The sequence below is a fragment of the Pseudomonas sp. NFX183 genome (assembly GCF_047943075.1).
Taxonomy (GTDB): Bacteria; Pseudomonadota; Gammaproteobacteria; order Pseudomonadales; family Pseudomonadaceae; genus Aquipseudomonas.
Map to the genome: position 1 here is coordinate 6,022,260 of NZ_CP181333.1, position 13,533 is coordinate 6,035,792.

14 protein-coding genes are annotated in these 13,533 nt (G+C 60.5%); 7 read left to right on the plus strand and 7 right to left on the minus strand.

The features are described 5' to 3' along the window. The first annotated feature begins 55 nt into the window (after window positions 1-55). Window positions 56-271: a DUF2970 domain-containing protein gene (locus ACM530_RS27925; RefSeq protein ID WP_106578727.1), complete on the plus strand. Its 216-nt coding sequence runs from the start codon at window positions 56-58 to the stop codon at window positions 269-271. Between the two features lie 6 nt (window positions 272-277). On the opposite strand, the gene ACM530_RS27930 is transcribed toward ACM530_RS27925, so the two are convergent. Beyond that, window positions 278-1,357 carry an ABC transporter substrate-binding protein gene (locus tag ACM530_RS27930; protein WP_416363734.1) on the minus strand — a complete coding sequence of 360 codons (1,080 nt, stop codon included), beginning with the start codon at window positions 1,355-1,357 and terminating at the stop codon, window positions 278-280. A gap of 423 nt (window positions 1,358-1,780) precedes the next feature. Here ACM530_RS27930 and ACM530_RS27935 point away from each other — a divergent pair, with 423 nt between their 5' ends. The 3 genes from ACM530_RS27935 (at window position 1,781) to poxB (ending at window position 5,888) form a co-directional block, all read left to right on the plus strand. Further along, a complete protein-coding gene (locus ACM530_RS27935; protein ID WP_017136919.1) occupies window positions 1,781-3,439 on the plus strand; it encodes a nitrite/sulfite reductase in 1,659 nt (552 codons plus the stop codon). Further along, window positions 3,423-3,917, plus strand: coding sequence for a DUF934 domain-containing protein (locus ACM530_RS27940; protein ID WP_145165977.1), 495 nt, complete (start codon window positions 3,423-3,425; stop codon window positions 3,915-3,917). The genes ACM530_RS27935 and ACM530_RS27940 overlap by 17 nt, the downstream gene beginning before the upstream one ends. Before the next feature lie 246 nt (window positions 3,918-4,163). After that, window positions 4,164-5,888, plus strand: a complete 1,725-nt coding sequence (gene poxB / locus ACM530_RS27945; RefSeq protein ID WP_106578724.1) for a ubiquinone-dependent pyruvate dehydrogenase — start codon at window positions 4,164-4,166, stop codon at window positions 5,886-5,888. A gap of 3 nt (window positions 5,889-5,891) precedes the next feature. Here poxB and ACM530_RS27950 read toward each other — a convergent pair whose 3' ends face one another. Then, window positions 5,892-6,746 (minus strand): LysR family transcriptional regulator, encoded by an 855-nt coding sequence (locus ACM530_RS27950; RefSeq protein ID WP_416365133.1) that lies wholly within the window; start codon window positions 6,744-6,746, stop codon window positions 5,892-5,894. Between the two features lie 94 nt (window positions 6,747-6,840). On the opposite strand from ACM530_RS27950, the gene ACM530_RS27955 reads away from it, so the two are divergent. Beyond that, on the plus strand, window positions 6,841-7,470 hold the full coding sequence (locus ACM530_RS27955; RefSeq protein ID WP_262206470.1) for an FMN-dependent NADH-azoreductase: 630 nt from the start codon (window positions 6,841-6,843) through the stop codon (window positions 7,468-7,470). A gap of 107 nt (window positions 7,471-7,577) precedes the next feature. Here the strand turns inward: ACM530_RS27955 and ACM530_RS27960 are convergent, their stop codons facing one another. Further along, window positions 7,578-8,135: an NADPH-dependent FMN reductase gene (locus ACM530_RS27960; protein WP_145165974.1), complete on the minus strand. Its 558-nt coding sequence runs from the start codon at window positions 8,133-8,135 to the stop codon at window positions 7,578-7,580. Window positions 8,136-8,362: 227 nt separating this feature from the next. Between ACM530_RS27960 and ACM530_RS27965 the strand changes: the two genes are divergently transcribed. Beyond that, a complete protein-coding gene (locus ACM530_RS27965) occupies window positions 8,363-8,599 on the plus strand; it encodes a hypothetical protein (protein ID WP_106578721.1) in 237 nt (78 codons plus the stop codon). Between the two features lie 60 nt (window positions 8,600-8,659). Here ACM530_RS27965 and ACM530_RS27970 read toward each other — a convergent pair whose 3' ends face one another. Beyond that, window positions 8,660-9,004: a hypothetical protein gene (locus ACM530_RS27970; RefSeq protein WP_416363735.1), complete on the minus strand. Its 345-nt coding sequence runs from the start codon at window positions 9,002-9,004 to the stop codon at window positions 8,660-8,662. Between the two features lie 85 nt (window positions 9,005-9,089). Beyond that, window positions 9,090-9,539, minus strand: coding sequence for a type II secretion system major pseudopilin GspG (gene gspG, locus ACM530_RS27975; protein WP_145165972.1), 450 nt, complete (start codon window positions 9,537-9,539; stop codon window positions 9,090-9,092). Between the two features lie 156 nt (window positions 9,540-9,695). Between gspG and ACM530_RS27980 the strand changes: the two genes are divergently transcribed. Next, window positions 9,696-10,589 (plus strand): LysR substrate-binding domain-containing protein, encoded by an 894-nt coding sequence (locus tag ACM530_RS27980; RefSeq protein WP_242197626.1) that lies wholly within the window; start codon window positions 9,696-9,698, stop codon window positions 10,587-10,589. Here ACM530_RS27980 and ACM530_RS27985 read toward each other — a convergent pair. Beyond that, window positions 10,586-11,167 (minus strand): GNAT family N-acetyltransferase, encoded by a 582-nt coding sequence (locus tag ACM530_RS27985; protein ID WP_119741603.1) that lies wholly within the window; start codon window positions 11,165-11,167, stop codon window positions 10,586-10,588. The genes ACM530_RS27980 and ACM530_RS27985 overlap by 4 nt on opposite strands. Before the next feature lie 9 nt (window positions 11,168-11,176). After that, window positions 11,177-13,432 carry an Orn/Lys/Arg decarboxylase N-terminal domain-containing protein gene (locus tag ACM530_RS27990; protein ID WP_416363736.1) on the minus strand — a complete coding sequence of 752 codons (2,256 nt, stop codon included), beginning with the start codon at window positions 13,430-13,432 and terminating at the stop codon, window positions 11,177-11,179. Window positions 13,433-13,533: the final 101 nt, after the last annotated feature.

The window sequence follows — 13,533 nt, forward strand, 5'->3', positions numbered from 1 at the left end:
CGGGGAATTGACTATGCTTGCTCAGGATCGACCGAATCCGCATGACGAGGGTTTTATGAACGACTCACCCAATAAGCCCCCTACGTTCTGGCAAATGCTGCACAGCGTGATGGCCGCAGCCTTCGGGGTGCAAAGCGGGAAGAACCGCGCGCGCGATTTCACGCACGGCAAGCCCAGCCACTTCGTGATCCTGGGAATTGTGTTCACGGCGGTGTTTGCATTGACCCTGTTCGCCATCGTCAAGCTGGTGCTGCACCTGGCAGGCGTTTGAGTGCGCTCAAGGCGTTAACAGCTGCAAGCCGAACGGGTAAACGTAACCGGCCGGTTTGCCCTGGGCCGACAATGCCTGGAAATTTACGCCGTAGACCTGCGCCGCGTTGATGTCCAGCAGACGCTGGGCAAGGTCCGGGCCGATCAACTCAAACAGATCGAGCCTGCGCTCATTCACGCCGTTCTGGCGGATATCCAGCCCCAGCGCATCGTCATGCAGCAGCACCATCGCCCAGCCGCCAAGGGTGAAGTGCCCCGCCACCAATGCGCTCAAGCGCCCATCGAGGCGGGCCCGCAATACCTCGGGCGAACTGTTGACGGCGCTGAACAGCACGTCCTTGCCCGGCGTACGCCCAGTGGCTTGCAGCGCCTCCATCGCGCCCAGCGCCATTTCATCATTGGCCGACCACACCAGCGCGGTTTGCGGATAACGTTTGAACAGTTGTGTGGCCTGGTCGAACGCGCGCTGGCGGCTCCACTCGCCGTACACCAGCTGGCGCAAACGCACGTAGGGAAAATCGACCAGAGCCCGCTGTAAACCCTGCTCGCGCAGCTGCGCCGCCGGCGTGGTCTTGGCCCCGGAAAACGCCAGCAGATCGAGGGTTTGGCCGGGTGCGACGGGGCCATGCTGACGCAGCAGCTCTTTGAGCATCAGGTAACCGGCATCCTCATCATTGGCGATAAGACTGCCGAGCCAGTTGGGATAGCTGTGTGCATTGAGCAATTGCACCTGGTCGCTGGTCAGGGCGTTATTCACGATCAGCAGCTTGACTGGGCTGCCCTGGGCCATGCGCAGAATCTGCGGGGCGACGTATCGCTCATTCACCAGCACCAGGTAATCAGGCCGCTCGCTGCCTTGCAGCGCTTCGCGGGCCTGTGCCAGGGTGTTACGCGGATCGCGCTCGGAATAAAGCACGCGCAAATCCAGGCCGAGGTCCTTGGCAGCGGCCTGCATGAATTGCGCGTAGTTGACCCAGAAGGTTTCCGTGGACGTGCCAGGGTTGAGAAACACCACCGACGCGGCGTGGGCCGTGGCCCCGAACGTCGATCCCAGCAACCACACACACGTAATAAAAACCTTCAACATAGTTGTCAGAACCTTGAACGTTGACGGCCATGATAGTGGCAATACGACAGTCAATCGAGGTCCAATCAACGCTGGTTTATTGGTGGCTAACCCAGAACACGGCGGTTCCAACCACCAGGATTATCAGAAACAAAATCGCCCAGGCATCAACGGTACTGTCGGGTTTACGGGCTTTGGTCGAATTGCTCATTGCATCGCCTCTTATCGGTTTTATAGGTGATTGCACTCAAACACGCTCACAGTAAAGTTGATGATTGCCCGCATGACAAATGTGGGTATCGCGATAACCCTTCTCATTAGGCATTTTGGTTATTTGCATATACTCAAACATCACTTTTGCGCATAAACGCAAACTGGTATCGTGCGCCGGCTCCGTTGGGAGTGCGCGGCCGTGCGCGCAGATTTGCCGAGAACAGGACCTATATGTACGTATACGACGAATACGATCAGCGCATCATTGAGGACCGCGTCAAGCAGTTCCGTGATCAGACCCGACGCTACCTAGCAGGTGAACTGAGCGAAGAAGAGTTCCGCCCTCTGCGCCTGCAAAATGGCCTTTATGTTCAGCGCTTTGCGCCGATGCTGCGGGTTGCCGTGCCTTATGGCCAACTGACTTCCCGTCAGACACGCATGATGGCCAAGATTGCCCGCGACTTCGACAAAGGCTACGCCCACATCAGTACCCGCCAGAACGTACAGTTCAACTGGCCGGCGCTGGAGGACGTGCCGGACATCCTCGCCGAGCTGGCCACCGTGCAGATGCACGCCATTCAGACCAGCGGTAACTGCCTGCGCAACGTGACCACCGACCAATTCGCCGGTGTGGCGGCCGATGAGTTGATCGACCCGCGCCCGTGGTGTGAAATCGTGCGTCAGTGGACCACCTTCCACCCTGAGTTCGCCTACCTGCCGCGCAAGTTCAAGATCGCCATCAATGGCTCGACCTCGGACCGCGCCGCCATCGAAGTGCACGATATTGGCCTTGAGCCGGTGCACAACGCGGCCGGCGAGCTGGGTTTCCGCGTGCTGGTCGGTGGTGGCCTGGGCCGTACGCCGGTCGTTGGCGCGTTCATCAATGAATTCCTGCCCTGGCAAGACCTGTTGAGCTACCTCGACGCCATCCTGCGGGTCTACAACCGCTACGGCCGTCGTGACAACAAATACAAGGCCCGGATCAAGATCCTGGTCAAGGCGCTGACCCCTGAGGTATTCGCGCAGAAAGTCGACGCCGAAATGGAACACCTGCGCGGTGGCCAAACCACGCTGACCGAAGCCGAAGTACACCGCGTGGCCAAGCACTTCGTCGATCCTGAGTACAAGGCCCTGAGCAATCAGGACGCCGAGTTGGCTGCACTCGATCAGCAGCACCCAGGTTTCGCCCGCTGGCGCACCCGCAACACCCTGGCGCATAAAAAGCCGGGCTATGTCGCCGTGACCCTGTCGCTCAAACCCACCGGCGTTGCGCCGGGTGACATCACCGACAAGCAGCTGGACGCCGTCGCCGACCTGGCCGAGCGCTACAGCTTTGGCCAACTGCGCACCTCCCACGAGCAGAACATCATTCTCGCGGACGTTGAGCAAAGCCAGCTGTTCACCCTGTGGGGCGAGCTGCGCGAAGGCGGTTTCGCCACGCCGAACATCGGCTTGCTGACCGACATCATCTGCTGCCCGGGCGGCGATTTCTGCTCCCTGGCCAACGCCAAATCGATCCCGATTGCCGAATCGATCCAGCGCCGTTTCGACGACCTGGACTACCTGTTCGACATCGGCGAGCTGGACCTGAACATCTCCGGTTGCATGAACGCCTGTGGTCACCACCACGTCGGCCACATCGGCATCCTGGGCGTGGACAAGAAAGGCGAAGAATTCTACCAAGTGTCCCTGGGCGGCAGCGCCAGCCGCGATGCGAGCCTGGGCAAGATCCTCGGCCCGTCCTTCGCCCAGGAAGCCATGCCCGAGGTGATCGGCAAACTGATCGATGTGTACATCGAACAGCGCACCGAAGATGAGCGTTTCATCGACACCTACCAGCGCATCGGCATCGACCTGTTCAAGGAGCGCGTCTATGCAGCGAATCATTAAGAACAACGAAGTTCTCGACGAAACCTGGCACCTGCTGCCCAAGGACGCGAGCTTCGACGGCATTTCCAACTGCGACGACCTGATCGTGCCGTTGGCCCTGTGGCGCGAGCACGGCCATGCCCTCAAGGCCCGCGACGGCGGCCTGGGTGTGTGGCTGGACGCCGATGAAGAAGCCGAAGAGATCGGCGCCGACGTGGAGCACTTCCAGGTCATCGCCCTGAACTTCCCGGCCTTCACCGACGGGCGCAACTACTCCAACGCGCGCCTGCTGCGTGACCGCTACGGCTTCAAGGGCGAGCTGCGCGCGATTGGCGACGTGCTGCGCGACCAGCTGTTTTATCTGCACCGTTGCGGGTTCGACGCCTTCGCCTTGCGTGCCGACAAAGACCCGTACGAAGCGCTGGAAAGCCTCAAGGATTTCTCGGTGACGTACCAGGCAGCCACGGATGAGCCGTTGCCGCTGTTTCGTCGTCGCTAAGCGTTAGCCCATGAAAAAGCCCTGGCATGCCAGAGCTTTTTTTATGTCCGCTCGGTACAGCAATGAGCGAGCCACGAGGACTGTGGGGGTTGCGGTCGTGACTGCACATGCAATGTCAGCAACACAAAAGCACCACTGTGGGCGCACGATGACGCAATCTTCACACTAAAGGATGAACATCCGCCGTGATCGAACTGTCCCCTATTGATCAGCAGTTTTTAACCTCACTGACGATTGGAGTTTTTCATGGCGAAAATCAACCTGGCCCAGCAATTGGCGACCACCCTTGAACAGGCGGGCATCAAGCGCATCTGGGGCCTGACCGGCGACAGCCTCAATGGCTTGACCGACGCCTTGCGCACCATGGACAGCATCGAATGGATGCACGTGCGCCACGAAGAGGTGGCCGCGTTCGCCGCCGGTGCCGAGGCCGCCGCCACCGGCGAATTGACGGTGTGCGCCGGCAGCTGCGGGCCGGGCAACCTGCACTTGATCAATGGCCTGTTCGACTGCCATCGCAACCACGTGCCGGTGCTGGCCATTGCTGCGCAAATCCCCTCCTCCGAAATCGGCTTGAACTACTTTCAGGAAACCCATCCCCAGGAGCTGTTCAAGGAGTGCAGCCACTTTATCGAGTTGGTGACCAACCCTGCGCAAATGCCCCAAGTGCTGCACCGCGCGATGCGCTCGGCGATTCTTAACCGTGGCGTGGCGGTGGTCGTCATTCCAGGCGACGTGTCGTTGCTGGAAGTGGAAAACACCCTCAAGCCATGGCCGGCCCTGCACGCGCCGCGCACCTTGCCGGCGGAACAGGACCTGCAACGCCTCAGCGAAATCCTGCAGAGCAGCGAGAAAGTCACCTTGCTGTGCGGCAGCGGTTGCGCCGGTGCCCATGACCAGGTCGTGGCCCTGGCCGATGCCCTTGGCGCACCGGTGGTGCACGCGTTGCGCGGCAAAGAACATGTGGAATGGGACAACCCGTTTGACGTCGGCATGACCGGCTTGATCGGGTTCAGCTCGGGTTACCACGCCATGCTCAACTGCGACACGCTGATCATGCTCGGCACCGACTTTCCCTACCGCCAGTTCTACCCGACCGACGCAAAAATTATCCAGGTCGACCGTAATCCGCAGGCGCTCGGGCGTCGGGCCACGCTGGACCTGGGCATCGCCGCCGACGTCAGCGAAACCATCAACGCGCTGCTGCCACGCTTGACGCGCAAAACCGATCGCAGCTTTCTCGAGACTTCGCTTAAGCATTACGAAAAAGCCCGCCAAGGCCTGGACGACCTGGCGGAACCCTCAAAGGCCGACCGGCCGATCCACCCACAGTACGTTGCACGCTTGCTCAGTGAGTTGGCGGACGACGATGCCATCTTCACGGCCGACGTCGGCTCGCCCACCGTGTGGGCCGCGCGCTACCTGAAGATGAACGGCAAGCGCCGCCTGATCGGCTCGTTCAATCACGGTTCGATGGCGAATGCGATGCCTCAGGCCATCGGCGCTCAGGCGGCCTTTCCCGGACGCCAAGTGATTTCGATGTCCGGCGACGGCGGTTTCGCCATGCTGATGGGCGATTTCATCTCGTTGGCGCAACTGAAACTGCCGGTAAAAGTCATCGTGTTCGATAACTCCTCACTGGGTTTCGTCGCCATGGAAATGAAAGCCGCCGGCTACCTCGACACCGGTACCGAGCTGAAAAACCCGGACTTTGCGGCCATGTCCAACGCCATGGGCATCCTGGGCATCCGTGTGGAGCAATCCGAAGACCTCGAGCCGGCCCTGCGTCGCGCCCTGGCCCATGACGGCCCGGTGCTGGTGGACGTGGTCACGGCAACGCAGGAACTGGTCATGCCGCCGAGCATCAAGCTGGAACAGGCCAAGGGTTTCAGCCTGTACATGCTCAAGGCAGTGATGAGCGGGCGTGGCGACGAAGTGATCGAGCTGGCGCGCACCAACTGGTTGCGCTGAGCTTCAGTCGCGCCGGGCAGCGCCATAGCGGAGCACCACCTGGGTGACGACCTCGACCATGCGCGGGTCGGCGTCCGGCGCGCTGAACAGGCGAAACTCGGCATCGGGCAATGCGGGCAACCCGTGCTCGGCGCCGAGGACCGCCAAGCCTGGGCCCACTTGGCTTTGCGCCATCGGGGCCACGGCAAAACCGGCCGATGCCGCGGCGTGCAACGCCGCATAGCTGGCGCACTGCATGGCCGTACGCTGAGCAATTCCAGCTTGGGCAAGCCGTGACAGCGCCGCCTCGCGGTACGGACAGGGCTCGGGAAACAAGGCCAGTGGCAACGGCGTCGGCAATGCCGCCAGCGGTTGCATAGACCAGGCCCACACCAACGGTTCGCGCCATAACGCCAGGCCCGGCTCGCTGGACTCGCACAACGATCCCACCACCACATCCAGCTCGCCCTGTTTCATCAAACTCAGCAACGAACCGGGGATGCCCACCTGCACGCTGATATGCAGGCCAGGGTACTGCGCGGCAACGTCCTGCAGCTCCCGCAGCAAACGCGCCTCTGCGAACTCCTCCGACACACCTACGCGAAGGCTTCCTTCAAACGCCGAACGCGTCAGTTCTGCCCATGCATCACGATGCAGCGCCAGGATGCCGCGCGCATAGGCGATCAACCGCTGACCATCCGGCGTCAACTGTTGGGAACGCGTGGTGCGCGTCAGCAGCGGTTTGCCGACCTGTTCTTCGAGGCGGCGTAAATGCCCGCTGACGGCCGATTGCGTCAGGTGCAGGCGCTCACCGGCGCGGCTGAAGCCGCCCTCGTCCACGACCGCGACGAAGGTCTTGAGCAGCAAGGCATCAAACATATTCTGATAGGTGATCAATAGACGAGGGAAATACGATTTATATTTCATCGAGCGCTATGTTGCAATGTTCAGGTCATCATTCCCGAGGCCTGTCATGACCACTCTTCTGCACATTGAATGCTCGCCGCGCAAACAGCGCTCTGCGTCGCTGGAAATCGCCCGACAATTCATCGCGCGTTATCAGCACAACGCCCCGGACACCCGCGTGGTGACGCTGGACCTTTGGGCTCTGGACCTGCCGGAGTTCGATGGCCCGATCATGGAGGCCAAATATGCCGGCCTCAGCGGCACAGCATTGACCGAGGAACAGGCGGCAGCCTGGGACGCGCTGAGATCGCTGGCGGCCCATCTGCATCAGGCCGACTTGCTGGTGTTCTCGGTGCCGCTGTGGAATTTCGCGCTGCCCTACAAGCTCAAGCACTTTATCGACGTGGTTTCGCAGAAAGGCGTGCTGTTCGAGTTCAGCCCGGAGCATGGCTTGCGCGGGTTGCTGCATGACAAAACGGCGGTGAATGTGTATGCGCGGGGCATGGATTTTTCAGCGCCTGACGCACAGGCGATGGACTTTCAGAAACCGTACATGGAGGCCTGGCTCGGGTTTATCGGCGTGACCGATGTGCACTCGCTGTCTGTGGAAAAAACTATCTTGGGGCCGCAAGTGGATCAGGCGTCTCGCCAGGCAGCCACCGAGCAGGCCCTGGCGCTGGCAGACCGCCTCGCTTGACCACGGGGCGGCGGCAGGCGCCAGCTTGCCGGCGAAGGCGATGTGATTGGCAGCGCCAGGCGTGAGGGCCAATCGCCGGCAGGCAGGTTCCTACACGGGCAGACGCATCAGGCGGACTGCTTTTCTACCCACTTGCCGTAGGCGTCGATAAACGCCTGCAGGAACGGCCTGGTCTTTTCCGAGAGTTTTCCTGCGTCATCAAACACGCTGCCCGCGCCCCCCAGGTACGCTTCCGGTTGCTGCATGCACGGCACATCAAGGAACACCAGCGACTGGCGCAGGTGATGGTTGGCGCCGAAGCCGCCAATCGCTCCGGGCGACACACTGATGACCGCCCCCGGTTTGCCGCCCCAGACACTTTGCCCGTAAGGACGAGACCCTACGTCAATGGCATTCTTCAACGGTGCGGGCACGGAACGGTTGTATTCGGGCGTCACAAACAACACCGCGTCGGATGAGCGTACTTGCTGACGGAAACTACTGTAGGCTGCGGGCGGCGATGCTCCCTCGAGGTCTTCGTTGTAGAGCGGCAAATCGCCAATTTCCACAATGTTCAATTTGAGAGTGGCAGGGGCCAGATCGGCCAGGGCCAGGGCGACCTTGCGGTTGATCGAGTCTTTTCTCAAGCTGCCAACCAGGACGGCAATCGTGTAGACCTTGCTCATGGAGGTTTTCCCGACGTTTGACTAAGGAGCTTGCAGTTATAAAGTCTTCGCCGCAGGTTCACCAGAAGGTTTTGATAATTCCGCAGACGTTTGCCGAGCAGTGACTTGCGTAGGAAGACTCTGAAAACATCAGCGAATAGTATTTTTTTTCCATAGGTAAACTACCCCGCTCCATGACGGTCTACAGAACCGCAAATCGAGTGTTTATCTCCAGAGGTTCTAAACAGATGGCTGCAGTACTTGTCGGACAGTTCCATGCCAGAGACGCGGAAGGACGCGTGTATTCGGTGCATGAGTTCCAGGAATCCAACCCGGTGCAAGGCGACCTGGCTGGCTCGGCGCCTACCACTACCTACAAGCTGGCCATTGGCGATCGTGTAGAGAAACTGGAAGGCGATGAATTCAAATTGATCCAGTCGGGGACCATTATCGTCCGCGAATCGCAAACGACCCTCGCGTCATAAGATCTCGGCTTATCGACCTGCTCAGTCCTGGCCATTGATGGCATTGACTGGGCTGGGTGATCACGGCCGGCGTAGCTGCGTGACTTCAACGCCCTGCTCGCCCTCCACCTGCTTGAGCGTCACCATCAAACGCCCCCGCTCGCCCTCAACCGCATACAGCGAACGCTTGTAGCCCGGCGCGCCGTTAGCGGGATAGGCCACCACCTGCCTGATCAACACGACCTCCAGCACCGCCCCCACCTGCGCATCCACCTGTTCCTGGGAACGGATAAACGCCTCGAGTGCGCGGCTTTCCGGCGTGTGTTCATCGTGATTATCGAAGAGATAAGCAGCCACGCACCCCACGGTCACCAGCACCAGGAGTTGCTTGGCCATTACCCCGAAGAAACGTGAGGGAATAGGCATTCGAGACCAGACCTGTTTTTGTTGTATTGGTCGTTATTGATCAGCGCAGCCATTCTAATCAGGTCGATGACTAATGCCAGATGAATCAGTTGTCGCCGTAGGTAATGTCCTTGTTATCGCCGACCCCGCCCAGCGTGCGGTCCTTGCCGAACGAAAACAGGTCGAACGCCGTGTTGGGCTGCGTCGCCGGGTAGTGGTACTGATAGGCAACGCCCCACGGGTCGGTCAACAACTCGTCACTGACATAGGGCCCTTTCCACTTGGCGTCTTGCGCAGGTGGCGTGGTCAACGCCTCCAGACCTTCCTCATCGGTGGGGTAGCGACCCGTGTCTTGGTGAAACTGTTCGACCGCCTTGCCCAGCTCGGCCACCTGGGCCTTGGCCGTCGCGATCTCTGCCAGCGTCACATCACCAAACAAGCGCGGCCCCACCGCCAGGGCCAGCAAGCCAATGATGACCAGTACCACCAGCACCGCCCAGCGTGTAAAACCCTGCTGGGGTTGCGGTTTGCCTGTGACTGCGGTGTATCCGGGCATTGGAAGGGCTCCCTGTTGAACCTCGGTTGATACGCTCTTTATATGACCCGCTCGTTGCAGCGCGCGCAAGGTGAACGTTAGACGACTCGCATCAAGGCCCGCGCTGTTTTTTTCCCAGCCATTGAATCCCCGCCCCACTGACCCTAGACTCCGGCGATGCGTTTACGTCATATCGAAGTGATTCAGGCCATCTTGCAGACCGGACACCTCGGCACGGCCGCCGAGTGGTTGCAACTTCCCGTGGGCGATGTAGACGCAACGCTCAAGGATGCCGAGCAGCAACTGGGCTTCATGCTGTTTGCCAGTGTGCGCGGGCGTTTGCAAGCGACGCGCGAAACACTCGAGCTGCAGGCACACATCAGTCACCTCTATGAGGCGCTGGAGCCGGTGCAACGCCTGGCCAGCCGCTTGAAACTCCATCACGCTCCGGCCTTGCGCGCGCTGTGCACCCCGCCGCTGGCCAATCAGTTGTTGCCGCAAAGCATCGCCGTACTGCGCCGGCGCTTCCAGGACACGCCGTGCAACCTGTCGAGCCAGCCGACCCGCGAGATCGTCAGAAGCCTGCTGCTGCACGAAGCCGATGTGGGCCTGAGCCTGCATGACCCGCAACACCCGCAAATCCAGAGCAGCGTGCTGGCCGAGGGCAAGCTGCAATTGCTCGCCCCCCATGGCTGGCTGAAACCCAAACAAAAGTACATCGCCTTGCAGGACCTGGCCGGGCAATCGCTGATCGGGCTTGAAGGGCATGACCCGTTGAGCCGCTTGCTGGACGCCAAGCTGCAGGCCCTGCGCCCGCTGCCGGTGGTGCAGACGCGGGTGCAGACCTACCAGATGATGCGCAGCATGGTGGAAGCCGGCGAAGGCCTGGCGATTGTCGACCCGTTCACCGCGTCCGGTGCGCGCGAGGCTGGCCTGGATGCTTGCCCGGTGTCGCCGCCGATCATGGTCAGCTTGTACGCGCTGACTCTCAAGGACGCGGAGACGTCACCGGCACTCAATGCGTTGCTGGACATTGTCACGCAGAAGGCCGATAGCCTGCTGGTGAGTTAAACCTGTTCGAGCTCGGTCTTGAACAACCGGTACCAGAAAATCGCCACTTCACGGGTCTGCGGATCGATGCCGCGATAACGCAGCTGATCAATCCCGCCCATGACATAGCCGCAACGCTCATACAGACGACAGGCGCCGAGGTTGTTGTTCTGGGTTTCCAGCATCATGCCCGGCAGGTTTTTCTTGCGACTCCAGAACTGCGCCACGTCCAGCAAGGCCTTGGCCACCCCATGACGGCGCGCAGGCAAGGCCACCGCCAGTTCGTCGACGTGGGCAAAGCCGTTCCAGTTGGTGCTGACCACGATATGCCCCACCGCACGGTCATCCAGGTACGCCATGAAGATCGCGCTGTCAGGCGCATCGCGAAAACTGGCGAACTCTTCCGGGTCGATGCCATAACACTTACGGTACGGCAGGATGCGTTCAACGGCCCACTGGTCGACGCGTTTGCCCATCTCCGGCACGCCGTAGGCACTGACCTCAAAACTGAAATCATTGCCCCACACGTAGGCATCAAAACCTTCATCGGCGACCCGTACGCTGAGCCCCGGGTACTTCGGGTTCATTACAGCTTGCATAAACATCCTTTACCCTTTGATGCAATCGACGGTGTAACAACGACCACCGCCGTCGTCTTCGTGTTGCAACCCATGAACATCGGCGACAAAACCGGGAAAACTGCTATCGAACGTCCTCGCGAACGCCAGGTAGTCAATGATCGATCGTGTCGACTCGGTAAAGCGCTCACCCGGCATGATCAACGGAATGCCCGGCGGATAAGGCACCAGCATCACGGCTGCGATGCGACCTGGCAAGGCGTCAATCGACACCGCCTCCACTTCACCCCTGACCAACTGGTCGTAGGCGTCAGCCGGTTTCATCGCGATTTGCGGCAACACCGTGTACATGCGCTTGAGGTGTTTGGCCGTGGCATTGCTGCGATAACAGCCGTGCAACTGGTCACACAGGTCGCGCAAACCGAGGTTCTGATAGCGTGCCGGCCCTTGTTTAAACACCGAGGGCAAGCAACTGGCCAGGCTGACATTGGCGTCGTAATTGCGCTTGAACTCCAGCAGTTCGGTGAGCAAGGTACTCCATTTGCCTTTGGTGATGCCCATGGAAAACAGCACAAGGAAGGAATACAGGCCGGTTTTTTCCACCACCAACCCGCGCTCCCAGAGGAACTTGCTGACCACCGCGGCGGGAATCCCGCAGTCGCTCAAGGCGCCGCCGGCGTTCAGGCCGGGCATCACCAGGGTCACTTTGATCGGGTCAAGCAGCACATAGTCTTCGGCCACATCGCCAAATCCGTGCCAGTCGTCCTGCGGATGCAACAGCCAGTCCGCGGTGACAACTCGATCGATACCCGCCACCGAGGGCGGTTGCCAGATAGAGAACCACCAGTCCTCGGCGGCGATGTGCTGGCGCAGGTTGGCCAGGGCGCGCCGAAAACTCAACGCCTCATCAAACATTTCCTGCAGCAGTGAACGCCCGGCGGGGCCTTCCATCATCGCCGAGGCCACGTCCAGCGACGCGATGATGCTGTACTGCGGCGAGGTGGAGATATGCATCATGAACGCTTCGTTGAAACGATCACGGTCCAGCTGCCGCGCGCCGCCGTCCTGCACATGAATCATCGAGGCCTGGCTGAAGGCCGCCAGCAGCTTATGGGTTGAGTGCGTGGTAAACACCAGAGGGCTGTCGGGCGTGCGTGAAGTGCCCATGCCGTAACGCCCGGCAAAGAACTCGTGAAACGCCGCGTAGGCGTACCAGGCCTCGTCAAAATGCAACACCTCGACACTGTTGCCCAATTGTTGCTTGATCAGCTCGGCGTTGTAGCACAGGCCGTCATAGGTGGAGTTGGTGACCACCGCCATCTTCACTTTCGGTGGTCGGCCACGCGTCAGAGGGCTGGCTGCAATTTTGGCGCGGATCGACTCGGGGCTGAACTCGCTCAAGGGGATCGGGCCGATGATCCCCAGTTCGTTGCGTTCCGGGCACAGGTACAGCGGGATCGCACCGGTCATGATGATCGAGTGCAGCACCGACTTGTGGCAGTTGCGGTCCACCAGCACCAGGTCGTCACGGCCGACCATGGAGTGCCAGACGATCTTGTTGGCCGTGGAGGTGCCGTTGATCACAAAGAACGTATGATCGGCGCCAAAGTTACGCGCGGCGCGGGCTTCGGCTTCGGCCAAGGGCCCGGTGTGATCGAGCAGCGAGCCGAGTTCCGGCACCGACACGGACAAGTCCGAACGCAGCGTGTTTTCGCCGAAAAACTGATGAAACGCCTGCCCCACCGGGCTTTTACGATACGCCACGCCGCCGCCATGGCCGGGCGTGTGCCAGGAGTAATTGGAGTCAGCGGTGTGTTGCACCAGGGCTTTGAAGAAAGGCGGCAGCAAGCCATCCAGATAAGTGCGCGCCGCGCGAGCCACTTGTCGCGCCAGAAACGGCACGGTGTCTTCAAACAGATAAAGAATGCCGCGCAGCTGGTTGAGCTCACTCATGGCATCGGCGGGCGCGTTTTCCAGCGTGACTTGCTCGCCCAGGGCAAAGATCGGCAGGCTGGGCGCCCGCACCCGCGCCAGGCGGATCAGTTCGACCATGTTTTGCAGCAAGTGGGTATTTTCCCCGGCACCTTCAGCGGCGATCAACATACACGCCAGCCCGTGATGGGTAGAAGCCACCAGGCGGCCCTCGGCGTAATCCACTGCAGAAAAAATACTGAAGCCTTCCTGTTCCAGCTCGTGGGCGATGCCTCGAACCCGGTCACCGGCAACGGTGTCGGCCTTGATATCACGGTGCACAATCAGAACAGGAAACTTCAGGTCTTTGTACATGAGTGCGGGCAGTCCCCAGGGCTATGTACTCAGGGTAGAAGCTGGGAGCGGATGTGGCGAATGAAGATTTCCAAGGCGCTGCAAATCAACAGTGGGAGCTG

Coding starts and splice junctions, on each gene's coding strand:
- ACM530_RS27930 (WP_416363734.1), bottom strand. CDS start 1,357: ATGTTGAAGGTTTTTATTACGTGTGTGTGGTTGCTGGGATCGACGTTC.
- ACM530_RS27940 (WP_145165977.1), top strand. CDS start 3,423: ATGCAGCGAATCATTAAGAACAACGAAGTTCTCGACGAAACCTGGCAC.
- gspG (WP_145165972.1), bottom strand. CDS start 9,539: ATGCCCGGATACACCGCAGTCACAGGCAAACCGCAACCCCAGCAGGGT.
- poxB (WP_106578724.1), top strand. CDS start 4,164: ATGGCGAAAATCAACCTGGCCCAGCAATTGGCGACCACCCTTGAACAG.
- ACM530_RS27965 (WP_106578721.1), top strand. CDS start 8,363: ATGGCTGCAGTACTTGTCGGACAGTTCCATGCCAGAGACGCGGAAGGA.
- ACM530_RS27925 (WP_106578727.1), top strand. CDS start 56: ATGAACGACTCACCCAATAAGCCCCCTACGTTCTGGCAAATGCTGCAC.
- ACM530_RS27935 (WP_017136919.1), top strand. CDS start 1,781: ATGTACGTATACGACGAATACGATCAGCGCATCATTGAGGACCGCGTC.
- ACM530_RS27960 (WP_145165974.1), bottom strand. CDS start 8,135: ATGAGCAAGGTCTACACGATTGCCGTCCTGGTTGGCAGCTTGAGAAAA.
- ACM530_RS27985 (WP_119741603.1), bottom strand. CDS start 11,167: ATGCAAGCTGTAATGAACCCGAAGTACCCGGGGCTCAGCGTACGGGTC.
- ACM530_RS27955 (WP_262206470.1), top strand. CDS start 6,841: ATGACCACTCTTCTGCACATTGAATGCTCGCCGCGCAAACAGCGCTCT.
- ACM530_RS27990 (WP_416363736.1), bottom strand. CDS start 13,432: ATGTACAAAGACCTGAAGTTTCCTGTTCTGATTGTGCACCGTGATATC.
- ACM530_RS27980 (WP_242197626.1), top strand. CDS start 9,696: ATGCGTTTACGTCATATCGAAGTGATTCAGGCCATCTTGCAGACCGGA.
- ACM530_RS27950 (WP_416365133.1), bottom strand. CDS start 6,746: ATGTTTGATGCCTTGCTGCTCAAGACCTTCGTCGCGGTCGTGGACGAG.
- ACM530_RS27970 (WP_416363735.1), bottom strand. CDS start 9,004: ATGCCTATTCCCTCACGTTTCTTCGGGGTAATGGCCAAGCAACTCCTG.